The organism is Gynuella sunshinyii YC6258 (assembly GCF_000940805.1).
Taxonomy (GTDB): domain Bacteria; phylum Pseudomonadota; class Gammaproteobacteria; order Pseudomonadales; family Natronospirillaceae; genus Gynuella; species Gynuella sunshinyii.
Genome location: NZ_CP007142.1, coordinates 3,654,805 through 3,679,512, shown reverse-complemented (window position 1 = coordinate 3,679,512; position 24,708 = coordinate 3,654,805). Strand labels below are relative to the sequence as shown.

The following is a 24,708-nucleotide window of genomic DNA, read 5'->3' as shown; positions in this document are numbered from 1 at the left end:
CACCGTAGCGGATTTGACTGTGCCACTGAATCATAATTTACTTGAATGAAGAACCAATTCTAACGCCCGAAGCAGGCGCATTTATGTAGGTGAATTTTGTGTGGCAGCGTAGCGGCCGCCACACAAAAAGCGCCGAAATAAATGTCGTACTGCCTACGTTTGTTATAAGCCCTGTATTTCATGGCAAATTTTTAAAGTTTGTTTGCTATCTTTAGTAACAACCAGCCAGTCAAATTGAACTTCACTATGGGAAGCGGTATTACCATAAAGACTATTACTTGCAGTCACATGCTCACCAAAGAATTCATCCGGTTTCGCACTTTTAACTGCGTCGATGATGCTTTGTGCAAAGTCCAAAAGCTCTTTGCTCAGTCCCGATAATAAATGCCTCGTTCCATCCGGTTTGAGCGGTGATAGCTACACCTTTGTATTCATCATCTTCCACTTGGGTTACTCCCAATCTCGTGCCAGCTTATAACGCCAGCCAGCATGCGCGGCTGCGGAATGGAGGCGAAGCCGCAATATAGTAGGCGTCGCCGTGCCTGGCCTTGTTAGAGGGCACTTTTCCCATCCGCAAGTTGGACAAGCTTGGCACCTGTCCTGGTGAAATGGTACATCTCTTTTCCACTGCTGTTGTAGCCCAGTCGGAGCAATTGAAGCTCCACCAGTGTAGCTAGGTCATCCTGTAAAAACTGGTCATCTTCGTATTCGATGCTTTTACCATTGCTCGGAATCAGCGATGTTCCCGCCATTGATCCGTGGACCAGAAAGTACTCCGCCTTATTTTCGGCCATTTGGCGAAGGATGTTTAGAGCCTGGTCGGAAAGTTTAATTCCAGGGACCAATGAACCCGCCAGCTTATCCAGATCTGGCATTCGACTGGCGATCAGAGCTGTCGTCGTAGCAAGCTCTCCGAGCTGTGTTTCCACTCGCGAAGAGTGCTGATTTAGCAAAGCCTTGATGCTTATGGTTGTGTTGTAGTTTTGTTCAATGAGTTTCGCCAACTCGCCGTGGTTGTGCTCGATAAGCCATTTAATAAACTCCGCAACATCGGCCGTGCTCTCGGCTTGCCTCCCAGATGTAAATGCACCAAGGAGGCCAACTATCGTTGCAAATGCTGATGCTTCCGTGAACATTCAGTGCCCTCTAACGCCTCAATCAGCCGCCGCGTCAGCGGTCGCCTGCATTGACTGGTTATGTTTTAATCTTTCCTACGTTTCTTATCGCCTACTTTTTGGGATGGTGTTCTATCATCACCAGTATTAGTTCTGTGATCGTGTCCGCCTGTATTTTTATTCCGACCTGAGTTAATTAATCCGTGACTATTATCAGAATCGCCTTTGTTACCTCCAACTAACTTATCGAATAATCCCATTTGATTTCTCCTTTCTGAGTATTTAAACATAACGCTTAAAACTGCGGACACGAAGTGGTCTGCAGCTTTGTATTGTTAGAATTGTGCATGACCGGGAAACCACTGAACTTTGAGTAACAATTGCCACCGGACAAACCCAATTCTTTGGTAACCTGGCACCCAGTTTAACGATTGGATGCTACCTGATTTTAACTTTTCACCGTAACGGATTTGACTGTGCCACGGAATCATAATTTACTTGAATGAAGAACCAATTCTAACGCCAACCACAGCGGAAAAACGGAGCAGAGCCAGTTTGTGCAACAATGGCGCGCAGCGACATGCACAAATTGGCGGCGCGTAGTTTTTTCCGCTGCTGGTTATTGTTAGCTCGCGCTGCCTCAGAGGTCGTCGTCGGGCTCATCATTTACATCTATTTCCGTGCCTACTTCGAGTTCTAACCGCCTGAGGGATGAATGAACCCGGAATCCGTTTTCTGTTAACGCCCAGTAGTCATTGTCATCATTGACGGAATGTTTTTTCCGGGATGGCATAACCAACCCAAGACAGGAAAAATCATTGATCCAGTGGTCAACATAGTTTCGAGGGATAGGATAATGACGGTGCGATTCGTAATTAAAGAATTTGAACGCCAGCTCCTGGCGAATGGAAATTATTGACGCCTCGGATATAAGCTTGTGAGCTATAGCTGAAAAAATGCTAAACAGCGTTGTATCTTTGTGGTCTTGCCATTTCGCGTCTCTCTCATCTTTCCTATAACAAATCCGCGTCTTGTTTTTTTGCAGAATCTTTATCATATCTTGGTCTTTATTGCTTTCGTGTTCCTCCTCACGCTTATTCAGAATTGCAATTTCGTCTCTGAGTTTAGCGTTTTCAGAACTCAGCCTTGTCAACTCTCTTGCCAATTCAGGCCCCGCAACCTCATCAGCGCGAGCCCAGCCTAGTCTAGGATTCGTCGCAATCAACTTCATTAATGAAATCGAAAATTTTCCATGCAAATCCTCTGAATTTTTCCAGAACCCAACCGGCTTCTTCTTAACCTTTGCTTTAAACCTTTCCAAAGATACGCGCGCATCATGATCAGTATCAATCATAACAGGAGGCCAATGCACACCATCTTCAATAACAAACCCGATTACAGGAATGCCTTTGCTTAATGCGTAATCATATTCTTTCTCAGTGTAGCTGACACCTTCATGAACGGATCCATATCTGTGAGCAATAATAACGGCATAGTAATCGCTCTGGTCGATCTGTCTTGCTATTATTTTCCATTGCTCTTCATCTGCTGCGCTAAACATTTCCATCCCAACAGGAATATGACCCATCTCTAAAGCAGCTTTTATCACTTGATCCCGTTCGCTCTTAAGATCTTCATATGTTGAACTAACAAATATTTGAAACTTTTTTGACATGAGCAATTACCCAAGTGAGCTAACGCTTCCGTTTGCGGTTGGTTGGCGCGGAGCAGAAACCAATCCGAAACACGGTTTTGTTAGTTTTAGTCCACCCACGCCGCAGACTCTAAAAATTTACAGTAACGAGCCGTTGCTCCTGCATCCAATATACTACCTTCTCTTTCCCTATGAGCTTCAACTCGGAGAAAATAGCCTTCCAGTACTTGGAGCGCGTTTAGACGAGCAATATCTTTTAGAAAATCTGATTCCAAATCAATATCATCAGTCACTATTGCCATTAATTGCTTTAGTGCCAAAAGAGCCGACTCATCATCAAAAGCCTCTTCAGTCATCCAATGATCTAGTTCAACGTTTACATCTAGATCAGGGCAAAGCTCTTCCGAATACAAGTTCGAAGAAATAAGTAACGCTGATATTAGGATAAGCTTCTTCACATTCACCTTCAAAAACTAACGCCCCTAAACTGCGGCGCAATGAAGCGCAGCGTAATGAAGCCCGATGCCCGCCGCGGCCGCGGAGCGGCTGTTAGCAGGCATGAACAGCTTTGGCTTGCTATGTGGGTTTAACTAAGCACTTTGTAGTGTGTACGTTTCTCTTCTCTGACTAAGTTATAACCCAACTGGACATAAAACCTTGATGCTGCATCCGTATCTGTAAATAGATTTAGTACTTTAAATGACTTAGAAGCATGTTGCTCAATTGCTTCCATCAAAGCCCTACCAACACCAGCATTCCGATAGTCCTTTAGAATATAGAGCCTTCTAACTCTACCTGAATGTTTGTCATTGCAATATGGATCTGAATTGATCCCACCGACTCCTATAAGATAGCCATCTTCATAGACTGCCAGTAGTGCCTCCCCACAACCAGAAAACCTGTTACGCCCTGATGCGTAGTCATCAACTAATCGCCTAACAAACCTAAAGCCATCTGCTTCGCTTTCACTCACTAACCGATCAAGACCTGCAGGTAAAGAGACTATTTCAGATATTTCCATTTTTTCACATAACGCCTGTATAAATTGCGCCGTTTACGTAGTGAGTTTTGCGGTAAAGTGGCGCAGAGACCGCAAAACGGAGCGAAGTAAATGGCGTCAATTTGATACATTTGTTAGGGCATTTTTGGTTGCAGTAATAGAGTTGATACCAAGCTTGAGATGCCAATCTTTGGGCAGCCCGTACAAAACGCCAACATAGCCCAATTTAACTTCTCCACCTCGACACCAATTTAGTAAAACTTTACTTTTTTCTTTTGGCTCCCCTTTTAATGTTTCATACACTACAAAGGAAACCTCCTTATCCATACGACTCGTAACGAGGGCCTCACGAACAACATCACTACTATAGGAGGCTTCCAGCAATTCAGGAGCAGAAACCCCAACTACGCGAACCACATAAACTGAATTTGAGTTTTTCGCCCATTTTGACTCATCCCAGTTTAATTCCTGACATGCGTAAACCCGACCAGACAAAATAAATATAGTTACTATAATTACCGTGATAGCTCTATTCATTGCGGTGCCCTAACAGTTATTCCACGTCATCTGACAAAATATCCAGAAGACGCTTTTTCCTGAGCCGCCAAACTGACTCAGTCTCATCAAACCGCATCAACATAGGCTTACAGCCCATTTCTGTCAATTTCGCTCGCCGGATATTCGGTCTGGAGACGCAGTATCCGGAAAAACCGGTCGCCTGCAGGCCACTGAATTCATGGCTTTATAGAAGACCCATAATACTTAACCAACCAGACAAGTATCGTATTTTCAGCTCATTATTCCGGAGATTATGTCTTCAGACCGAATATCCGGCGAATATCTGGATACTGAGTCTTAAAGCATGATTACTTATGACATTTATCGCAAAAAAATAGGTGTTATTTTATACACACTGTTTATGAATACAGTATCTTGTAAATCATGCTGAGAGGGACGTGTAAAATGCAAACAATCGATACCCGAAAAACAATTAACCCAAACCTCCCTCGTTTCTTTGATCAATTCAAGTTATTCATCCGCCGCAAGGGTCTTTCCTATTCGACTGAAAAGACCTACCACATGTAGGTTCAGTTGCTGATGTGGGTCAGTGTGCCTGGAGTTGGGGGTTTGGCCCTGGTTTCAGGCATATTGATCAGAAAGCAAGACAAATATGCACCAGATTTAAATTTATTCTGTCGCAGGTTTGTCGGTGCGACAGAACGTTGACTGACAACCTGAGGAACAATTCTAACGCCTTAGTTAACCCCCGCCGCACAGCAGCATCGGCTTGAATGAAACCGTTAGGACTCGTTGATGGGCAGGGCTGAATATGGGTGAACTGGGATACGCATCGGTGGTTCGGCCAAAAGGTCGATGATCTCATCGCGGAGTTCGTCCGCGAGCGGGCTGTTCTCATATTGAGCTTTAGCCTCATCGGATTTGAAGACCTCTATGTTCCAGAGAGTATCTGGGTCTTCGTCCTCACGTGCAATGATGTATCGATCGGAGGCTCCCGACTTCGTCATTCCAACAGTGGCCAGTTGAAAAAGCTTGTCGCCCAAACCCGGTTTGGCGCGCATTCTGATGATATAAGCGGGCTGATCTTGAAGTGCCATGGTGTTTCCTCTAGAGTCTTAACGCTCGCGTAACAGGCGCGAACTTACCAGCACTCTAATTTACGCGTTTGTTATCTGATTTAGTAGTGTTACCTGAATTGAAGTTGTACTTTTTCTCTGCAGATAAGATGCACTCACCAATTCCTTTTTTGATCGTCTCAAGTATGTGAATATATCCTTCTTTGGTGAGTGGTCCATCAATGGCAAAATGATGAACGATACTATGTCCATATTGAATTATGTCAGATATACGATGTTCCCAAAAAGTCACGGAATTTCCGATTTTCTTCTTTTTATATAATATTTGTCTGACAACTATATCGCGCCAATCTTTACATGCTGTATTGAGCTGATGTAAGTTTTGAAACGTGTAATTTTTAGCGATAACGTTGTCAATAGTAGCTTTTTTCCGTTCTACCTCTAGCAGAGTTTCAAAATCCAACTTCTGTTTGTATTTGCTTCGCTTAGATATTGCCAATGGAACTCATCCATTATATAGAACCCGACTTGAACGAGGCAGGCAGTCCTGTTGATTGATAACGGGAGGTAATCAGAACAACGCTGTGATTTGTCACAGGTCTAATCACGAGTTTCGGTCTCCACGACTCCTCTACAAACCAGCGTTTTCCGCTCACAGCCAATCTATAGACATTCCGGCTATCAACCCTCACACTAAGCCGCTTGTATGTATTCAAGAATTTGTCACTATCACCATGAAAACCGGCCTTGATCACCTGCCGAAAGCCAAGCAGCACGAACTCCAGACTATCTCTACCATTCTACGTGATACTCTGGAGGATTATCTGCAAGGCAAGACCGGGCGCAGAACCGAGTACCGGATTTTGAAAATCATTCTCTTTGGCAGTCACGCCAAGGGTACCTGGGTGAGTGATCCGGAGAATGGTTATATCAGTGATTACGATATTCTGGTGGTGGTGAACAAGCCGACGCTGGTGGATGAGGATATCGTCTGGCAACGGGCAGAAGAGCAGATCGGCCGAAAGGTCACTTCTGCGCCGCTGGGGTTGATTGTGCATGACCTGGAAGACGTGAATAAACGCCTGCTTCAGGGTCATTATTTCTTTAAGGATATCCGTGAGGAAGGCATTGAGTTGTCTGCGGCAACCCCCAGGCCGCTGGCAATACCGGGAAATTTAACCGAAGCAGAACGCCGCGAGATTGCGCAGAAGCATTATGATCAATGGCATGGATCTGCAAATGACTTTTTTAAGCTATATCAATATGCTCATCAGGAGTCCATGATAAATGCAGCGGCATTCAACCTTCATCAGGTCACTGAGCGACTGTATGCCTGCGTACTCCTCACCTGCTCCAACTACCTGCCCAAAACCCACAACATCGAAAAACTGCAACATCTTTGCATACAGATTGATCCCGAGTTTGGCAGTATTTTTCCGCTCGACAGCAAATTTCATCGGCGTTGTTTTCGCCGTTTGCAACGTGCCTACATCGACGCACGGTATTCGGAGCATTACGAAATGACAGAAGAGGAATTAAAGTATCTGGAATCAGAAGTGATCAAACTGAAAGCACTGACAGAAAAGGTCTGTCAGGCTCAGCTGGTTTAAACTCGGCTGGTTCAGAAAACATGACGATCTTAGCGGACATTTCTGAGTCTTCTGGTTTACTTTGATTCTGAATCAAATAGCGTCGCCGCGCATTTTCACACTGCTTTCCAGAGCGGCTTGTGGATATAATGTGAAATAATATTTGCCTCTTCACACGCTCTGTCCAGATTACTGTAAACCACGATATTCAACCTTTCTGCATTGCTAAACACGATATTCAATTGATAGTTGTAATAGTCTGAACCTTCGGTGCTGGCGATAAGTTGTACGGCATAAATTTCTGAGAAAGCGATAGATTTTCGTCTTTTGCCTCTCCCGATTTCCAGAGACGAGCGACTTTTTATGAATTCTATCGGAATAGAAACGTAGTATAGGAAAAAGACGCCAAACGCTATAAAAAACAGGCACACTAGTTGTGCCAGACCTTCTGTAAGAAAAGACTCTGGTATCCATCGACCATACTGCCTCGGCCCAACAAAAGACAAAAACCCAAGTCCAGCCACGATGAAAATGCCGAAGAACATTTTCGCTTGTATCGTCACTTTATATTTAATACATCCAGAGGTGACGACGAGTTTTCGAACATCAAAATTTGATGTAGAGGTATTTAAGGCGTCCCAGCTCGTTGCCATTGCCACAGCATCGTTAAAGCGCGATGCATCAACATATTTTTTTACATCGTTCTTCAAAGAGCGAAATATACTTGCCAGCTTTTTAAACATAAGCCCACCTTTATGGATCGAACACCACCAGCACAGGGTAAGTTGCTGATATCAACCATAAAACATTTAAACCAGTTCTGCGTGGTAAATCCCTCCCTATTGTTGATAAGTATTGGTCTCATTTCACTTGTGTGCCAATAAGGCTGTTATCGTTATCATGGGTTTGTATATCGGAACACTATAGCGCATCTGATCAGTTTGTATATGACTTTGACCTGAGGTTCAAGCCATGTCTATGGGCTTTTTTAGTGATCGAGTGAAAGGCTCTGAAGGATAAATCTGCCAGATACGGCAGGTTTGAATGAGGGCTGTGATCATCAATACCCGTAGCAGAGCCTGATGATCACATTGCTGGTTTGTTTTTTTAAGTGGTTATCGGGTTAATCGCTCTGTGTCTGAAACAACAGCCTGAACCAACACTGGCAGATTCAGACTTCTTAAACCGCGTTACTGCTGTTCATCCGATCTCAGATGCATACCACGCTCACCAATATGTGTCAGCAACAAATACCCTGAGCCGATCAGTCCGCCCATGGATTCGCCAAAACGGCTGCGGTTGAAGTACAGAAACTGATCGTGTTTAACGGCGAACAGATCCTGCCATTGTCTGGATTGCCGGATAGGTTTGGTTTCTTCCCGGCTGTTGAACATGGGTTCGTAGGTATCGATGATAAAATCGGCGTCAAAATCTTTCAGTCGTTCCAGGCTGTATTCCATGCCCTCTTTAACAGATTGATACACCGCCGGGCGACCCAGTCCCATGTCCTTGATGACCTCACCCAGCCCACCACGGGCGATCAGGTAAATGCTGTCCTGATACATTTCCAGCGTGGTCACGGTAATCTTTTCCGGCTCTGGCACGAGGCGTTTGAATTCAGACAAAATCCAGTTGTATTCCTTGAGCTGATTTTGGTATTGCGCTTGTCTGCCAACCACCTCGGCCAATTGTGCGGCCCATTCCTTGATCGGCAATTCATCGGTTGGCAGGATAACCACCGGGGCAATATGCGAGAGTTTTTCCTTAAGCGCCTGATGATAAGACAGGCCAATGATGAGATCCGGCTTGAGGGCAGCAATGGCTTCTTCGTCCGGTGCTTTATGACTGCCAATATAGCTTACGCCTGACATGTCGAAACGATGTTCGGCGCCACGAAAATATGGGTCCTGCCAGAGTTTTTTCCGGCCGGTGGAGCCACAGGGTTTGATGCCCAGTTCCAGCAATTGAATGGTGATGCTGTAATCGTGCAAAGAAACCACGCAGTGCGGCGCAACCGGCACTTCAACCCGGCCATATTGGTTTTCAAATACACGGGTTTCCTCTGCCGCCCGGGCATGGGCAATGCCGGTTACCATTAATATCAACAGTAGCAGTATTCGAGTCAATCTCATTTCCTCTTTCTCCATTGTCATCCGAAACCTCAGTGACGCATTTTTCTTAACAGGAACACAAAATAGGGAGCCCCGATCATGACAATGACCAGCCCTCCAGGAAGTTGTAACGGTGCAAACAACATCCGCCCAACGGTATCGCCGATTAACACCATCAAGCCACCGGTCAGAGCTGCCAGCGGAATCAGTACACCGTGTCGGTCGCCACTGAAACGGCGGGCGATGTGCGGGCCGACCAGACCAACAAAACTCATGGTGCCGATGGTGGCAACAGCCGCCGATGTCAACGACACGGCCAGTACGATCAACAGCGGCATCATCGTTCGGGGATTAACGCCGCGAGTCATGGCAACATGCTCTCCGAGCCTTAGCAGATTCAGGCTGCGAAAACTCATCCACACTGGAATGACTGCCAGAGACCACCATGCCAGGGTATGAACATCGCTCCAGACCACTTGATGCAGGCTGCCACTCAACCACACCAATGCGGATTCCACCCGTTCGATATCGCCATAGGTAATCAGCAGATCAGCAATGGCAGATAAGAACGCTGTCATCCCTACTCCAACCAAAATCAGCCGGACGGGTGAAAAACCCTGAATCACCGCCAGCAGATAGACAAGTGTTGCCACTACCAACCCACCGGACATGGCCGCTACCGGCAATAGGTACCCCGGCAAAGAGATGGGCAACACAATCATTAATAACAACAGGGTGACACTGGCACCCGCCTCCACCCCGGTCAGCCCCGGAGATGCCAGCGGATTACGGGTGATGGTCTGCATGACCACGCCGGCCACCGATAATGTCGCGCCGGACAATACCGCCGCCAGTACCCGGGGCAACCGTAGTTCCCAGACCACCGTCATCAGGCGTTCCGGAGATTGCTCCGGAAACAGTAGTACGGTGATGGCCCGCTGCATACTCAGCCCGTAACTGCCGCTGGTAATGGCCCAGAGCACGCACAACAGCATCAGAGCGGCCGTCAACGTCAGCCAGCCAATATCGGCACTGCGAATCTGTATTCTCAACATCAGCGCACCCTCCAGATCACCAGACTGATGAATACCGGTGCTCCAATCAATGCAGTGACGATGCCGGTATTAATTTCATAGGGCCGAACCAGAATACGAGCAATCAGATCAGCAGCCACCATCAACGTGGCCCCCAACAGCAACGAATAGGGTATTAACCAACGATAGTCATTGCGTACAAAGAAGCGGGCAATGTGTGGAACCACCAGGCCGATAAAGCCAACCGGGCCGACCACTGCTACGGAGCAGCCGGACAGTAACGTTACCAATACCAGAGTCATCAGCTTTAACCGGCCGACCTTGACACCCACGCCGGCAGCAGCAGTATCACCGAGATGATGAGCATTCAGGGATTTGGACATAAGCAGCGATACCGGAAAGGCAATAAACAGATAAGGCGCAACCCAGGCAACCTTGTGAATATCGGCAGCCCCTACTCCTCCGGTTAACCAGTGCCGCAGTTTTTCCAGCCCCTGCTGATCAATCAGTAACAGGACGGTGGTCATGGCTGTAAACATCGCGGCGACGGCAGCTCCCGCCAGAACCATACGGCTTGGGTTCTGTTGTTTGCCCGATAACGATAACACCAGCACCGAGGCAAACAGTGCCCCGGCGAATGCCAGTAAAGGCACGGAATATTGCCGCTCTGCAGAAATAAACAATAACCCGGTTACCACAAAAAAGGCGGCACCACTGTTAATGCCTAACAGTCCTGGATCTGCCAGTGGATTACGACTGATGGCCTGAATCAAGACACCCGATACCGCCAGACAGGCTCCGGCCAGCATGGCAACCCACAGCCGATTCAGGCGCAGATCATGGACAATGGAATGGCTGTCGATATCATGCTGATAATTCGTTAATGCCTGCCAAACAGTCGCCGTGGGGATATTTTCCGCCCCCAGGGTCAGATGTAGCCAACAGCTTAAACAAAAGACCAGCAATATCAGCAACAACCCGTAAAGGCGGCGCGATTGTGGCCGATCTTGTAGTAGCTCGGTCATGATTGCGGACACCCGGCCACTGCATGACGCTGAATATCCGGAACACAGATCAGATGGCCGTTGTGTTCATCACGAATAATTCTGGCATCGAGGTTAAACACGCTTTTCAGGTTTTCGCGAGTAAATACCGATTCCACCGGTCCCTGGGTGAATATGCCGCCGTCTTTCATCATAATCATGTGATCGGCATAAGCAGCCGCCTGATTGAGATCATGCAGTACGGCAATGATTTGTTTACCGCTGGCGCACAGTGAGGAAACCAGATTCATCAGTTCCACCTGATGGGCGATATCAAGGTACGTGGCAGGCTCATCCAGCAGTAACAATGGCGTATCTTGCGCCAGGGTCATGGCCACCCAACAGCGCTGCCGCTGTCCACCGGAAAGCTGCTCCAACGGGCGGTCTGCGAGATCTTCTATGGCTGTCATCTGAATAGCCTGATCCACTGCGAACTGATCCTGTTGCGACCATTGCCGCCACCAGTTCTGCCATGGAAAACGCCCCTGCATCACCAATTCTCTGACGGTAACTCCGGCAGGCGCGGATGTGACCTGTGGCAGCAGTGCCAGCTTGCGGGCAATAGCCTTGCGGCTGTAATGCCGTAGTGGTTCGTTATCCAGCAGAATATTGCCGTGATCAGGTTTCAATAATCCTGCCAAGGCATGCAGCAATGTGGTTTTACCGCAGCCATTCCCCCCCAGCAGAGCAATCATCCCGGTATCGGGAAAGGTCAGATGAATATCCTTCAATACCGGACGATTCCGGTATCCTAAACTTAAATGTTCGACGGCTAACATTGCCAACCCTATAAACAGCAAAAGGGCGACTCTATCAATAGAGCCACCCTTCTTTAATTTTTAGCCAGTGTTCGTGTTAAAAGTCGACGCTGGCCGATACATAAAATGTTCGTGGACTACCGACGTTGATGCGGTAAGCATTACCCAGGTTTGCAGTGTAATACGTCTCATCGGTCAGATTTTTTACGCCGGCTTGTATTCTAAGCTGATCATCCTTACCAAATGGAATATGGTACCAGGAGGACATGTCGAATACCGTATACGCCGGCAACTTAAAGCTATTATCGTCGTCACCATAACGGTCACTGACATACTCCATGCCAAGCCCAAAGCCCAGACTCTTGAATCTGCCATTCTGGAACTCGTAAGAGCCCCATAAACGCAGCTTGTCAGTAGGCACACCATAAGGGCGATTTCCTTCCCGGTCGACGCTGTCATCATTGTCATCAACAATTTCAGAGTCAATTTTGGTGTAGCTGGCCAGTACATTGAGCCCTGGTACAAACTGCATGGTGGATGTCAGTTCAAGCCCTTTGGTTTCTTCTTTGCCGTTCAATCTGGCTTCCAGGTTTTCAAAGGTCATTACGTGATAGCGTTCCAGCTGATACAACGACAACCCAAGACGCAACTTGTCATCCAACAGACTGGACTTGATCCCCACTTCATATTGAGTGGCTTCTTCCGGATCCATATTATCATCGCCGGTCACCTGACCGGCGGTGACATCCGGGTAGTTTGGCGTAAACGACTCTGCCCAGGAGCCATACACAGAAACCGTTTTAGTCAGGTCATACATCAGACCCGCCTGGCCGCTGAAATTTTCGTTGGAACCGCTCAGTTTGACCTTTTCCGGATCCTCCAGTTTGACAAATGTTCCGTTATCTTGCTGCTGATAATAAATTGTGTCATTACGATCAATTTCAAAGCGGTCATAACGGACACCTGTCAACAGATTCAGACGATCCGTTAATTGCGCCATATTTTGCAGTGACAACCCTATTTCCAGATATTCAGCGCTGTTTTTGCTGACTACAGTTTGATCTGCTTTGCTGTAGGATGGATTGCTGTCGCTGTAAATATCGATCACGTCAAACACTGGCGCATATACGCCGGCACCAAAGATATTGGATATATCCTGCAGGGCAAAACCGTCAGAATGATCAACCTTACGCTGATTGATGTTACCGCCGAAATACAACGTATTCTGAATACCGGCAATCCGATAATCACCGCTGAGGCTGTTGGAAACAAACATATTGCTTTCGGTGACATCCAGATTGGAGTCAGCGGTTCGCACCAACAGTCCGTTGGACTGCACTGAAGAGCCCTGCAATGAATTGGTAAATGAACTCAATGTTGCCAGATCGGACAAATCCACCGTGCCGGTACCACCGGTCCAGCTGTCGCTCAGTCCGCGATAAGGGCGCGCCTGATAATCTTCAAATTCTTTCTGGTAGTAACCGGTTTTCAGTTTGTTCTTCCAGCCACTCATAAACGTGTGATCAAAATCCAGCTGAATTTTGTGCTCTGTGCTATCACGATCATCATATTTGCTACCGAGGCGGCGCTCGACTGGAATATCTGCAATGCTGATATCACCGTTTTCATCGGCCACCGCCACGCTACCGCGATCGATCGGCAGGCTTTGTTCGGAATACAGGTAACTCAGGGTGATAGTGTTATCCAGATTAGGAGTGAAGCTGATCGAAGGAGCAATGGTCAGGGTTTCCCGAGTGGCACTGGTTTTACCATCTTCGGTTTGCACTTCACGAAATGAATCGGAATCCTCCCGGGCAATAATGACACGATACTGAATGGAATCGGTGACGGAACCTGTGCTGTCGGCGGAGATTTTTCTCTGGCCATATTGATCCAGATCCAGCTGCACATTGTTGGCGCGTTCGGCCTGAGGCTTTTTGGTTACGATGTTGATCAATCCGCCGGGACTGACCTGACCATGCAGAACAGAGGCTGGCCCTAAAATTACCTCCACCCGTTCAATCGTGGCCACATCCACATTGAAACGGTTGCTGACCGGATTGCCATCCACAAACAAATAACTGTTGGCAAATCCACGAATATTGACCTGACTTTCAGTACCACCAAAACCATGTGCCCTGGTAATCGCTGCGACGTTCTGCAGCACATCCTCCAGAGTGTCTGCTTTTTGATCCTGAATGATCTGTTCAGGCAATACCTGCACCGAACGCGGCAGTTCATCCACATCGATATTAAACCCGGTTGCAGAGTTGGCTTCGTCAAACTGATAGCGATTCAGCCGGGTACCTTGTATACGTAAAGTCTTTAACTGTTGAGGTGCCGATTCATCCGCATTGCCCTGCTCATCTGTTGTTTCTTCGGACAAACTGTATACCGGAAGCATCATAATGGATGCGGCACAAAGCACGTGCATGGCACGTCGCACTTCTTGAGCGATGGCTGCTGCCAGCAGAGTTTTATTCATATGGAAAATAAACCTATTAGTTTTTGTGGATAGGGCGAGAGCGTCATTTCTTGTAAAAAATGATAATAATTATCATATTTATTTGCAATTTAATTATGAATGATAACTATTATCAAAATAAAGCAATGCCAGCATGAAACATGGCCGTAAAACTGTGAAACTCTTCATTTCGTGTACGACCTACTTGTTTTTTATTCATATTTATCTGTTGTGATACTGGTGTCATGCTCTCCATATCCTCCTTGAAAGATATAAAACCCCTGAATAGCGTGACTGAGGCAATCCCCCCTCGGAGTCGAATGGCAATGGCGAAGGTCAGCACCACGGATACGCTACAGCGCTACCTGCACGGGCGCGTCTACCCTAAGCCAATTGTGTCCGGTGGAACCCGTCTGGACTGAATCAATGCGTGGGATTATCAACTGGCTCGGTGTTCGGAGGCATCGCGCTGGGCTGGGGACAGATTGGCGAGACTCCTGTCCATCCCAACAGACTTAACCACCATCCTGAAAACTCTCTGGAAATACACCTGTTGGTATGGCATTGCCTGAAATGGTTTGACACGCACGCCCTGGATGACCTGCTACAGCTATTGCATACCGCCGGCTTTATCGAAGTGTCGCTGCGAAATCCACAGACAAAACGCATCTGGAATTTGGGTGGGGGAACTTCAAACAGACAGGCTCAATGAATGGGTTTTAAATGGATTGCGACGACGAGATTGCGAAAGCCTGTCGACTAGAGGGCATGGACATGCGGCTAAGGGAGGTACCCGACACACTCTCACGCTAGCGACAAGATCCCACCTGTATTTGGTAGATCTTGAAGCGGGGAACCTGCGTCATCAGCAACGCAAGATGCACCTAGTACAATCACTTGGTCACGAACGCAGTGATCCTCCCTCCATTCGGAGGTTTTCTTCCCGGACACGCCCGATTTCCGACGTCGGTGTAAGACCGTGTCTACTGCGGCCAAAGCCTCAACTGGCCAGGCACACGGCTCCTTGTTCTCCCGCTCCGGCTCTATGAACCGGTCCCGTTCTAGAAGGTAGTGCATCGGTACCTCCTTGAGGGCGCCGAGCCTTTTTGTACCTGCACCCCAAGTACAATGCGATGAACAGATGGCCGTCCACAGCGAGAGGTATTCCCCTTGCTGCTCAATGACCAAGCGTACCACTTCATAGACTTCCCGGGAGTACGACACTCGCCTTGCTCATAACTCCCCTCGCAAGGTTTAGAGTCTCTCCGGTAAACCGGGGCGGTTCACTACAGCTAATTTATCGATGCTGCGACCTCTTGAGCACCATCTATGCAAACTTTTTCACATTTTTCACATTTTTCATATTTTTTACTAAAAATAAATGTGACTATCGAGTAGGGTTCGTTTCCAGAACTTTCGTGTTCAGAATTAAGGAGATATTGCCCAAGGAAGGTTTGATCAGAAAGAGGTAAAAACCCGGATGAGTAGTTCCAACAAAAATAAATCGAAAGTAATACTTTTGGGTAACTTTTTTTTATTAGCTTCAAGTTTGGTGATACAAACTCCCGCATACGCATCAAACTGCTCGGCAACGCCTGTCAGTGGTAACACATATACCATCGTTAATGAAGGAAGTGGTTTGGTTCTTGACGTTTCAGGAAAGTCCCGGGAAGACGGGGCTGAAGTCATCCAGTGGCCAGGCAAGGAGGGAGCCACAAATCAACAATGGAACATGACAGATCTAGGCAATGGTAGCTGGTCCATCCGTCCAGTTCATAGTGACAAGTCTCTGGACGTTTATGGCTGGTCAAACGAAGAAGGTGAAGAACGTGGCGCCATCAAGCAATGGACCTTCGGTTACGGCGCGAATCAGCAGTGGACGCTGAGCAGCGCCAATAACGGAACATTCAAGATTTCTTCCGCTTACTCTAAGCTTCTTATGACGGTTGGAAACAGTAACAAGGGTGCCACCATCTACCAGCACTCGGATGACTCATCTGCTTTCCAGCATTGGTATTTCAATCCAGTGGATGGCAACTGCAGCAACCCGACCTTCAGCGGCAGCAACAAGGTGTTAATTGGTGGACTGTTGTCAGACGAGACGGCAGCAGCCGCGCCGTTCGACGTCCGCTATGCCTACGTGCATAGCAAACCGGCTGCTTCGTCGACCTACTATACAGATTCGATTTGCTCTGACGCGGCAGTGGAAAGTGGATGGTGGGGCTGCTGGCCGGGCAATACCACCCCGCCGGGGTATTACGTGACATGGTGGAACGAGCAAGTGACTAAGGCCACCTGGCAGGGGGTATCGCGCCCGCAGATTTTCTTCTGGACATGGTACTCTTTGCGGGATCTCGGCGATCTTGCAGGTTTTGGCGATGGTCCTGGCGAGGTAGCGGCCATCAATCAGCGGGACCTTCTCACGCAATATATGAATGACTATCGCTTTTTCCTTCAGAAGATCGGGAATGCGCACAATATGATTGATCTTGAGCCCGACTTCTGGGGTTATGTGAAGTCACTCGGCAATCCACATCAGATCCCGGCGCAGGTTACCGCCGCCAACCCGACCGATTGTGCAGCGCAGGAAAACAGCGCCGCCGGTCTCGCCCGCTGCCTGATTTCGATGGCACGCAAATATGCGCCCAACACAGGAATAGGGTTTCATGCTTCCTGCTTTGACTACCAGACCGACCCAGAAGGTTGCCGCCAATTTTTGAAAGATATCACGACAGGTGCCGATTTCATGGTCGGCGATGTCGCAGACCGCGATGCGGGATGGTATGCCACTAAGAAAAACAATAACGGGTATTGGTGGGATGAACAGAAGGGAGCCGATGCTCTGGCTTTCTACAAAAGCCTCACCGAGACCGTCGGCAAGCCCATGGTGCTGTGGCAGATCCCGGTGGGCAACTGGTCACAAAACAACACTTACCAGCACTATCAGGACGATAAGGTGGACTATTTCTTCTCTCACATGGACCAGGTCGCGGATGCGCACATCGTCGCCCTGCTGTTCGGTGCAGGCAGTGATCAGACGACCTCGCCGGAGACCGATGGCGGCAATTTGATCTGGAAGACGATCAACTACTGGAAGTCGGGTGGTACACCAATCCGCTGACAGACAATCCTCATGCCCGGCATGACTAATTCAGACCATGTCGGGCTAGCTTGTAGCTTGCTGGCAACACACAGAATCAGGCGTGAATTATACGGATGGAAGCTCCTAGAGCTTAACCTCTCGATATCGCCATAGATGACGCAGTGGCCAGCGATTGACTCAACCAATCCCGCTAAGCCTAATCACGGTTAGGTTATTCAGTAACCATTTATTAAGAGAAAACAATATCTGCATGAACACGCTTCCTTCTCTGCAAACGCAAGTCGAGTCACTCATGTCGCTTGATAACAAGGCGCGACGGCGCCTGATTCAAGGACTGGCCGCCGCGATATTTCTTCCCAGCCTCAGTGCCTGCCGTATTAAAGCCAACGAATCGGTCAGCCAGTCTTATAACGTTTCCGATAAGACAGTGCTGACGATGGATACATCGCTGACAATGAACACAGTCCGCCATCCCGGCTTGCTGCACACCGAGGCCGACTTTACCCGGATGCGGGAAAAGGTCGAAGCCCATGAAGAACCGTGGCTCTCCGGTTGGGCCCAGCTGAACGACTACGACTATACTAGCCTGGGCCGTGCTCCAAATCCGCAGGTGACCGTTAGTCGCGGCAGCGATAATACCGGCCTGGGAACCATGAAATTCGACATGGAATCAACCTACCAGATCGCCTTGTGCTGGAAAGTCACTGGCGATACCCGATATGCCGATTTGGCGGTCTGGTTCCTCAACGAATGGTCTGCGACCATGACCACGCTGACCGGCAACGCCGATCGCTTTCTCGCTGCGGGTATCTACGGCTACCAGTGGGCCAACGCTGCGGAAATCATGCGCACCTATTCTGGATGGGCTAGCGACGATATTGCTGCCTTCCAGAATCTGCTTAGCACGGTCTTCTACCCTCTCTCCAGTCTCTTCCTGGCCGAACACAACGGTACGGAATACGCTATGTCTGGATCCGATATCACCAACTACTGGGCCAACTGGGATCTATGTAACATCTGCAGTATTTTTGCGATTGGGGTGTTCTGCGACCGATTGGACTTCTGCAACAAGGCACTCGACTATTTTCTCAATGGCCGCGGCAATGGCGCGGCCGCTCACATCGTCTACATGACACATCCTGGATATCTTGGTCAGTGGCAGGAGAGCGGACGCGACCAGGGCCACAGTTCCCTTGGTATCTCGCTGATCGCCTCGCTATGCGAAATGGCCTGGAACCAGGGCGTGGATCTGTACGGCTACTGGAACAACCGCGTCCTCGCCGGTGCTGAATACGTCGCAGCCTCCAATCTGAGCGACTACAATGGCGACTATCCCACCTTACCCTATGCACCCTATTCTAACCGGCACGGTACATCCACAGGGGTTTCGGGCGGTGGCAGGCCGAGCCTGCGCCCAGGATGGGAGATCATCTACAACCACTATGTGAACCGCAAAGGCCTTTCGGCGCCCTGGGCGAGTGCGATGGCTGCCAGGGTACGGCCCGAATGGCGTGATAGAGGTGGTGATGAACCGAGTTTCGGTACCCTGACTATGTCACGGGAACCATTCCCCGGCGACATTCCGCCCAGTGGTTTGAGCGGTGTCCTCAGTAATGGGCAAGTTCTGCTCTCCTGGTGGGGCAGTGCCTACGCCACTAGCTACAATGTCAAGCGTGGAACTTCGGCGCTCGGTCCCTTTGACACCATCGCCAATGTCACCGATCCGCGCACCTATACTGATGCTCCCGGAGATGGTATCTGGTTTTACAGCATAACGGGCATAACGCCGAACGGTGAAACCGACATTTCGAACGTTGTCCGCATGGCCCTGCCATTCAAGGCCTGCATGATACTGCCTCTCGACGGTTCGTCCGACGACACGAGCGGTGATGCTCGCCACGCCACCCTGAATGGTGGCGCGAGCTGGGGCGATGGGCGGATTGCTGGCACCCAGGCGCTGCGGCTCGACGGCGAAAGTGGTTATCTGTCGCTACCCGACGGCATCCTCACCGACATTAGCGATTTTACCATCTGTGCCTGGGTCAACTGGCAAGGTGGCTCCAAAAACCAGCGTATTTTCGATTTCGGCACCAGCGACATCGTCTATGCTGCGCTCATTCTCGAATCCGATCGCATACGTTTCGCTATCACCGGCACGCGCTTCTGGGGAGAACGCTGCATCTACTATTACTCCGCCCTGCCTACCGACCAATGGGTGCATATCGCCATCACCTTGTCGGGTGAGTACGGCAGGCTCTATGTCAACGGCTCACAGGTGGCCACCGACGACTCTATCAAATTCGCGCCCTTCCAGATGGGGTATACCAGACAGAACTGGCTCGGTCGGTCCCAATACTCTTCCGACCCCAAATACAATGGCTTTTTGCAGGATTTTCGCCTCTACAGTGGTGCGCTGGACGATGCTCAGATCGCCGCGCTGGCGTTATGAAGATGGAGTGGCCCTTGAACCGGGTGATACCCACTCTCGGCCACTGCTAAATTTTTTAATTCACATCAACATAGCTTAATTAAGGTAAAAAACTTATGGAAAAATCCACCTCACCGGGTAGATGGATCACTAGCATTGGAGTACGCAATGCTATAGCCGCCATAGGTGTATTGGTGTCGTCTGTTGTACAGGCTGGCAACTGCATCGACATGCCTGTTAGCGGTCACACATACACCATCATTAATGAAGGCAGTGGCCTGGCACTCGACGTTTCAGGAAAGTCCAGGAATGACGGGGCTGGTATCATCCAATGGCCTGACAAGAACGCGCCCAACCAACAGTGGAAACTGGTAGATATAGGTAGCGGCAACTGGTCCATTCGCGCCGTTCACAGTGACAAGTCTCTGGACGTCTATCAGTGGTCAAAGCTGGATGGTGCGCCCATCAAACAATGGAGTTTCGGTTGGGGCCAGAATCAGAAGTGGAAGTTGAATAGCACCAGTAATGGAGCATTCAAGATTTCTTCAGCTTACTCCAAACTCCTTATGACAGTTAAAAACGCTGACAAAGGTAGCACTGTCTACCAGAATTCGGATATCTCTACTGCCTTTCAAAACTGGTATTTGAATCCAGTAGATGGCAACTGTACCCGCTCTACAGACGTGCAAGCTCAACTCCAGCCAGATGGTTTTGCTTCTCAAACGGGGCCGGATGGATTGGTAACAACCACCGGTGGAGGTGATGTGGCACCGACTGTTGTCAGATCATGTGACGCTCTGATACAGGCGTTAAGCGATGATGCCGCGCGTGTCGTCCATATACCTGATAATACGACGATAGATTGCCGTACACCGGATATTGTGAAGCAGGTTTGTGCGACGCAATGTCCCGCCTATCTGGATCCGAATAAATTTACCTATCGCTTTCCTGTTGGCAATCAAACCTGCTTGGACCTGGGCTCTACTACCAACCAGACAGTCAGCAAAGCGGTCAACTCTCAGCGTGTTCTGGTTAAATCGCACAAAACCGTGTTAGGGCTGGGCAGTGGTTCCAAAGTCAAGGGCTTAAGCTTTGTTTTGCCCTATTCCAAAAATGTCATTTTGAAGAATTTTGCCATCGAAGATGTTAACCCAGGATTGATTGAAGCAGGTGGTGGTGTATACCTCGATCACGCTAGCCACGTCTGGCTTGACCATCTCAGCTTCAGCAGAATCAGTGACGGCTACGTCGATATGTCCAGCGCAAAAAACGTTACCTTGAGCTGGAGCCATTTCGACGGGCATGCGCCCGAGATATCCTGTGATAATCAACATCCATTCGTTATGTTCGCGGATAACTCTACCGTGACTTACCACCATAATTTCTACGATACGGTGGGTGGTCGTAATCCGAAATTGAGTGGCAGCGGAACCAGAGCCCATCTGTACAATAACTATTGGCATAAAGTTACATACTACAGCACCTACGCATCCCACGGTGCCCAGGCAAAAATTGAAGGCAACTACTATGATGACGCCTCTCGACCTCATTGGAATGAACCGAATGCATCGGTAAGAGGTTACCTGGATGTTGATATGGACAGTAATCGCTACACGGGGATATCGACTATCACCGATGGCCGAGACTCTGGAGACTACGTTTTTGGTGATGTCACCTTATACCCTTACACATTGGACAATGTAGACCAGTTGCCAACACGTCTGCTTAATCAAACCGGGCCGCAATAGCGTTGTGCTTTTAGTAGCCAGGCTACCATCCTCGAGCCGAGGATGGCCACTTCTCAGCTGCTTTGAAACTAGCTATTTGGTTACTGAATCAGTGAACAAATAGCATATTCATATGCGCATAGGGTACGCAGGAGGTTGATAAAAGAAAAATAACGAAATGCAGAATAAGATTTTTATATTGGCAATTGTGGGTAATAGGCCCTCGACGGCGCCCAAATTGTTTTCCCTTAACTTTGAGATTTCCAATATTTACTCATGAAAAATTTAAAGCTAATCAGTTTACTTCTCGTAAGTATGCTCTCGACCCCGGTATTGTTGACTGCCTGCGATTCCTCTGGATCAAGCAGCCCGTCATCTGGTAATACTGGATCAGGCGACACCAATGGTTCCTCCGGGAGTATCTCAATCTCTGCAACGGCCACCACAACGGCACAGGACCTGACGGTTGGTACAGCGATGGCCAGCTTCTCGCCCTTAACAGCCAGTGATGGCGCGACGCCGTATACCTACAGTGTGACATCTGGAACACTGCCTGATGGACTGAGCCTTGACGCAAGTACCGGCGTAGTGACAGGGACACCTACTACCCCTTACACGGCCGCAGATGTGGTGTTCTCGGTCAAGGATGCCAACAATGTTGTGGCAAGCACCACCAGCACCGTGAGCTTTACAGTTGAATCTGCGGTATCTGTCATCAATTGGGCCAATATCAAGTTCGGCGGCGGCGGGTATGTTCCTGGCCTCGTCTTTCATCCGACAGAACCCAATGTTTTGTATGCGCGAACCGACGTTGCCGGCGCTTATCGGTGGGATAGCACCAATACAAAATGGATCCCCATCACTGATATGTTCGGATTCGACGAAGGGCGGTTTCAGGGAGTCGAGAGTATCGCGCTTGATCCAACCGACGCCAACAAGGTGTATCTCGTCGGCGGAATGTATGTGAACAGTGGCAACGCACGGCTTTATACATCATCGGACAAGGGAAACACCTGGACCTATGTGGACCTGCCGTTCCCTGCAGGAGGAAACAACGCTGGTCGAGCGATTGGCGAAAGACTTAAGGTTGATCCCAACGAACCTTCGGTGCTCTTCTATGCCACTCGCTCGCAGGGGCTTTGGAAAAGCACAGACAGCGGGGCGACGTGGGATCAGGTGACCAGCTTGTCTGACTATAAGATGACTCCAACGGATATTGGCAGCGTCAGCAACAGCCCTATTGGTATTGAGGGTGTGGTCTTTGACACGGCGGTTCCCCCCTCAGATTTTGTTTCTTCGGGAATCGCAACCCAAACCATCTACGTCACGGTCGCGCCAGATTATATGGCGATGGCGGGGTTGGCTTACTACATGTATAAATCAACTGATGGAGGCATGACCTGGACGGGGATTGATATTCCCTCTCTTGTCACAACCTTTACCGACACAATACAGACCACTCCGATCAAACCCCACATTCCCCATTTTGTTCGCGACATGGACACAACAGCGAATCGAAAATTCTACGTGGTATTCACAAGGGACACTGGACCCGGAGCAGGCGGTCCGGCTTGGCTCTATAGCTTTGACGGTAGCACGAACTGGAGTTCTCCTCTGATGATCGGGCCCTGGACACAAGCAGGCCTGGGGGGGCTTTCCGTCTACGGTTCAGGCGCAACCACAACGATTGCCCTGGGAGCAACTAACACTTGGTATGGCTCCTCCCCGGGGGTGTACTACTCTCAAGACGCTGGTGAGAACTGGGCAGTCATTGGCGATGGGAGTAATACTTCGATTGGCTGGATCGACGATATCGAAATCAACCCTTTCAACCCTGACAATGTTCTCCATGTTCATGGCGGAGGTGTGTGGTCAACCTCCAATGCCTCCAGCGCAACACCCGGTTGGACCGAGTTAGTGGACGGCATCGAAGAGCTGGCAACCCGTTCCCTGACGACGCCTCCAGAGGGTGCTTCTTACCTCGTTTCTGCCGGGTACTGGGACGTCGGGCCCCAGATTCATACGGACGTAAATACGAAACCGACCACAAGCATACCGGGCAACATTTCGTTTGGAAACGGTAACGGTACTGACATGGCATGGACCAATCCGGCGTACATCGCTGCCATCGGCTCCGCGACCCACCTCGGTGGAAACACCTCAGTGGTAGGCATCTATTCGACCGACTCAGGGGTGACCTGGACGGCCTTCGATACTCAGCCGCCTTTCGCTCCCGCAGGGGATAATGTCAATCAAGGTAGCTCAGGCGAAGCCAACATTGCGGTGACTGCCGAGGGCAAATTGGTGTGGGCACCATCGACCAACGATGGCAACACAATTTCCGATGGAGTCCCCTACTACACAACCGACAACGGCGCCACCTGGACGGCAACGAACTTGCCGCCTCCAGTGCAGACAACGATCAGCAGCGCATATCACCTTGCTGCCGACCGCAAGAATCCCAACAAAGTCTATGCGTACGACAGCGGTGGTGCCAGATGGTCAAATACCAAGGGTAAGTTCTACTACTCGACCGACGGTGGAAAAACTTTCACCCAATCGACCGACACCACGCTTGATGAATTAAGCTTCCAAGGCTGGGGTCTCACCTGGCTGGCGGTGAACCCCTATCAGGAAGGTGATGTGTGGCTGGCCAATGGCGACAACTTGTATCACTCTGGCAATCACGGAGTGAACTGGACGAAGCTGACCACCATGGCCTCCACGCCTGCCGGGTACAATCACTATGCTGGCCCAACGTTTTATGGTGCTCAGCGCGTTGCTCTCGGCAAGCCGATGCCCGGTTCAAGCTATTCTGCGGCTGTCTATCTGGTGGGTACAGTAGGTGGCGTGGCTGGACTCTACCGGTCCGACGATGCAGGTTCCACATGGATTCGAATTAACGATGATGCCCACCAGTGGGGCGGCATTGGAGCTCTCGCAGCAAGTAACACCGTTGCAGGTCGAGTTTACCTGGCCGGACGCGGAGTTCTTTACAACTACTGATAGATTGACTCGGCAGGGTCAGAGTAACATTACTCTGACCCTGCCCACACGACTGTTTCCTTGCAACTCTCAATAACGCCA

At 49.3% G+C, this 24,708-nt stretch carries 21 protein-coding genes; 6 read left to right on the top strand and 15 right to left on the bottom strand.

Annotated elements, in window-relative coordinates; genetic code table 11:
* Positions 1-162: 162 nt before the first annotated feature.
* The 9 genes from YC6258_RS29855 to YC6258_RS15805 all read right to left on the bottom strand — a co-directional run bounded on the left by YC6258_RS29855 (position 163) and on the right by YC6258_RS15805 (position 5,863).
* On the bottom strand, positions 163-357 hold the full coding sequence (locus YC6258_RS29855; RefSeq protein WP_144407672.1) for a hypothetical protein: 195 nt from the start codon (positions 355-357) through the stop codon (positions 163-165).
* A gap of 194 nt (positions 358-551) precedes the next feature.
* Positions 552-1,136, bottom strand: coding sequence for a ubiquitin family protein (locus YC6258_RS15835; RefSeq protein ID WP_044617834.1), 585 nt, complete (start codon positions 1,134-1,136; stop codon positions 552-554).
* A gap of 65 nt (positions 1,137-1,201) precedes the next feature.
* On the bottom strand, positions 1,202-1,375 hold the full coding sequence (locus tag YC6258_RS30305; protein WP_169748983.1) for a hypothetical protein: 174 nt from the start codon (positions 1,373-1,375) through the stop codon (positions 1,202-1,204).
* A gap of 380 nt (positions 1,376-1,755) precedes the next feature.
* Complete coding sequence (locus YC6258_RS15830; protein WP_044617833.1) at positions 1,756-2,790, bottom strand: DUF4062 domain-containing protein; 1,035 nt, start codon at positions 2,788-2,790, stop codon at positions 1,756-1,758.
* Positions 2,791-2,876: 86 nt separating this feature from the next.
* Complete coding sequence (locus YC6258_RS15825) at positions 2,877-3,227, bottom strand: hypothetical protein (RefSeq protein ID WP_144407671.1); 351 nt, start codon at positions 3,225-3,227, stop codon at positions 2,877-2,879.
* A 128-nt stretch (positions 3,228-3,355) separates the two neighbouring features.
* Positions 3,356-3,790: a GNAT family N-acetyltransferase gene (locus YC6258_RS15820; protein ID WP_044617831.1), complete on the bottom strand. Its 435-nt coding sequence runs from the start codon at positions 3,788-3,790 to the stop codon at positions 3,356-3,358.
* A gap of 96 nt (positions 3,791-3,886) precedes the next feature.
* Positions 3,887-4,306 carry a hypothetical protein gene (locus YC6258_RS15815; RefSeq protein WP_044617830.1) on the bottom strand — a complete coding sequence of 140 codons (420 nt, stop codon included), beginning with the start codon at positions 4,304-4,306 and terminating at the stop codon, positions 3,887-3,889.
* Between the two features lie 764 nt (positions 4,307-5,070).
* Positions 5,071-5,385 carry a putative quinol monooxygenase gene (locus YC6258_RS30650; protein ID WP_211264539.1) on the bottom strand — a complete coding sequence of 105 codons (315 nt, stop codon included), beginning with the start codon at positions 5,383-5,385 and terminating at the stop codon, positions 5,071-5,073.
* Between the two features lie 55 nt (positions 5,386-5,440).
* Positions 5,441-5,863: a hypothetical protein gene (locus tag YC6258_RS15805; protein ID WP_052830332.1), complete on the bottom strand. Its 423-nt coding sequence runs from the start codon at positions 5,861-5,863 to the stop codon at positions 5,441-5,443.
* A 235-nt stretch (positions 5,864-6,098) separates the two neighbouring features.
* Here YC6258_RS15805 and YC6258_RS15800 point away from each other — a divergent pair, with 235 nt between their 5' ends.
* Positions 6,099-6,974, top strand: coding sequence for a HEPN domain-containing protein (locus tag YC6258_RS15800; protein ID WP_044617829.1), 876 nt, complete (start codon positions 6,099-6,101; stop codon positions 6,972-6,974).
* A gap of 95 nt (positions 6,975-7,069) precedes the next feature.
* Here the strand turns inward: YC6258_RS15800 and YC6258_RS15795 are convergent, their stop codons facing one another.
* The 6 genes from YC6258_RS15795 to YC6258_RS15770 form a co-directional block, all read right to left on the bottom strand.
* Entirely contained in the window at positions 7,070-7,696 is a 627-nt protein-coding gene (locus YC6258_RS15795) for a hypothetical protein (RefSeq protein WP_044617828.1), read from the bottom strand.
* A 447-nt stretch (positions 7,697-8,143) separates the two neighbouring features.
* The gene (locus tag YC6258_RS15790; protein WP_044617827.1) at positions 8,144-9,085 is read right to left on the bottom strand and encodes an ABC transporter substrate-binding protein; all 942 of its coding nucleotides are present in this window, start codon (positions 9,083-9,085) and stop codon (positions 8,144-8,146) included.
* A 29-nt stretch (positions 9,086-9,114) separates the two neighbouring features.
* Positions 9,115-10,119, bottom strand: coding sequence for a FecCD family ABC transporter permease (locus YC6258_RS15785; protein ID WP_044617826.1), 1,005 nt, complete (start codon positions 10,117-10,119; stop codon positions 9,115-9,117).
* Positions 10,119-11,123: a FecCD family ABC transporter permease gene (locus tag YC6258_RS15780; protein ID WP_044617825.1), complete on the bottom strand. Its 1,005-nt coding sequence runs from the start codon at positions 11,121-11,123 to the stop codon at positions 10,119-10,121. Before YC6258_RS15780 ends, YC6258_RS15785 begins: the two co-directional genes overlap by 1 nt.
* Complete coding sequence (locus YC6258_RS15775) at positions 11,120-11,920, bottom strand: ABC transporter ATP-binding protein (protein WP_052830331.1); 801 nt, start codon at positions 11,918-11,920, stop codon at positions 11,120-11,122. Before YC6258_RS15775 ends, YC6258_RS15780 begins: the two co-directional genes overlap by 4 nt.
* Before the next feature lie 76 nt (positions 11,921-11,996).
* A complete protein-coding gene (locus tag YC6258_RS15770; protein WP_044617824.1) occupies positions 11,997-14,384 on the bottom strand; it encodes a TonB-dependent siderophore receptor in 2,388 nt (795 codons plus the stop codon).
* Positions 14,385-14,793: 409 nt separating this feature from the next.
* Here YC6258_RS15770 and YC6258_RS15765 point away from each other — a divergent pair, with 409 nt between their 5' ends.
* From YC6258_RS15765 to YC6258_RS15740, 5 genes are all read left to right on the top strand, one after another.
* On the top strand, positions 14,794-15,075 hold the full coding sequence (locus tag YC6258_RS15765) for a hypothetical protein (protein ID WP_044617823.1): 282 nt from the start codon (positions 14,794-14,796) through the stop codon (positions 15,073-15,075).
* 768 nt (positions 15,076-15,843) lie between these two features.
* Positions 15,844-17,484 (top strand): RICIN domain-containing protein, encoded by a 1,641-nt coding sequence (locus tag YC6258_RS15755; RefSeq protein WP_082070751.1) that lies wholly within the window; start codon positions 15,844-15,846, stop codon positions 17,482-17,484.
* Between the two features lie 274 nt (positions 17,485-17,758).
* A complete protein-coding gene (locus YC6258_RS15750) occupies positions 17,759-19,915 on the top strand; it encodes a LamG-like jellyroll fold domain-containing protein (RefSeq protein WP_211264538.1) in 2,157 nt (718 codons plus the stop codon).
* 95 nt (positions 19,916-20,010) lie between these two features.
* A complete protein-coding gene (locus YC6258_RS15745; protein WP_044617820.1) occupies positions 20,011-21,642 on the top strand; it encodes an RICIN domain-containing protein in 1,632 nt (543 codons plus the stop codon).
* 255 nt (positions 21,643-21,897) lie between these two features.
* Positions 21,898-24,627 (top strand): WD40/YVTN/BNR-like repeat-containing protein, encoded by a 2,730-nt coding sequence (locus YC6258_RS15740; protein ID WP_082070750.1) that lies wholly within the window; start codon positions 21,898-21,900, stop codon positions 24,625-24,627.
* Positions 24,628-24,708 lie beyond the last annotated feature (81 nt).

Coding starts and splice junctions, on each gene's coding strand:
- YC6258_RS15800 (WP_044617829.1), top strand. CDS start 6,099: ATGAAAACCGGCCTTGATCACCTGCCGAAAGCCAAGCAGCACGAACTC.
- YC6258_RS15830 (WP_044617833.1), bottom strand. CDS start 2,790: ATGTCAAAAAAGTTTCAAATATTTGTTAGTTCAACATATGAAGATCTT.
- YC6258_RS15770 (WP_044617824.1), bottom strand. CDS start 14,384: ATGAATAAAACTCTGCTGGCAGCAGCCATCGCTCAAGAAGTGCGACGT.
- YC6258_RS30305 (WP_169748983.1), bottom strand. CDS start 1,375: ATGGGATTATTCGATAAGTTAGTTGGAGGTAACAAAGGCGATTCTGAT.
- YC6258_RS15755 (WP_082070751.1), top strand. CDS start 15,844: ATGAGTAGTTCCAACAAAAATAAATCGAAAGTAATACTTTTGGGTAAC.
- YC6258_RS15745 (WP_044617820.1), top strand. CDS start 20,011: ATGGAAAAATCCACCTCACCGGGTAGATGGATCACTAGCATTGGAGTA.
- YC6258_RS15835 (WP_044617834.1), bottom strand. CDS start 1,136: ATGTTCACGGAAGCATCAGCATTTGCAACGATAGTTGGCCTCCTTGGT.
- YC6258_RS15820 (WP_044617831.1), bottom strand. CDS start 3,790: ATGGAAATATCTGAAATAGTCTCTTTACCTGCAGGTCTTGATCGGTTA.
- YC6258_RS15785 (WP_044617826.1), bottom strand. CDS start 10,119: ATGTTGAGAATACAGATTCGCAGTGCCGATATTGGCTGGCTGACGTTG.
- YC6258_RS15795 (WP_044617828.1), bottom strand. CDS start 7,696: ATGTTTAAAAAGCTGGCAAGTATATTTCGCTCTTTGAAGAACGATGTA.
- YC6258_RS15815 (WP_044617830.1), bottom strand. CDS start 4,306: ATGAATAGAGCTATCACGGTAATTATAGTAACTATATTTATTTTGTCT.
- YC6258_RS30650 (WP_211264539.1), bottom strand. CDS start 5,385: ATGGCACTTCAAGATCAGCCCGCTTATATCATCAGAATGCGCGCCAAA.
- YC6258_RS15775 (WP_052830331.1), bottom strand. CDS start 11,920: ATGTTAGCCGTCGAACATTTAAGTTTAGGATACCGGAATCGTCCGGTA.
- YC6258_RS15750 (WP_211264538.1), top strand. CDS start 17,759: ATGTCGCTTGATAACAAGGCGCGACGGCGCCTGATTCAAGGACTGGCC.
- YC6258_RS15780 (WP_044617825.1), bottom strand. CDS start 11,123: ATGACCGAGCTACTACAAGATCGGCCACAATCGCGCCGCCTTTACGGG.
- YC6258_RS15790 (WP_044617827.1), bottom strand. CDS start 9,085: ATGAGATTGACTCGAATACTGCTACTGTTGATATTAATGGTAACCGGC.
- YC6258_RS15740 (WP_082070750.1), top strand. CDS start 21,898: ATGAAAAATTTAAAGCTAATCAGTTTACTTCTCGTAAGTATGCTCTCG.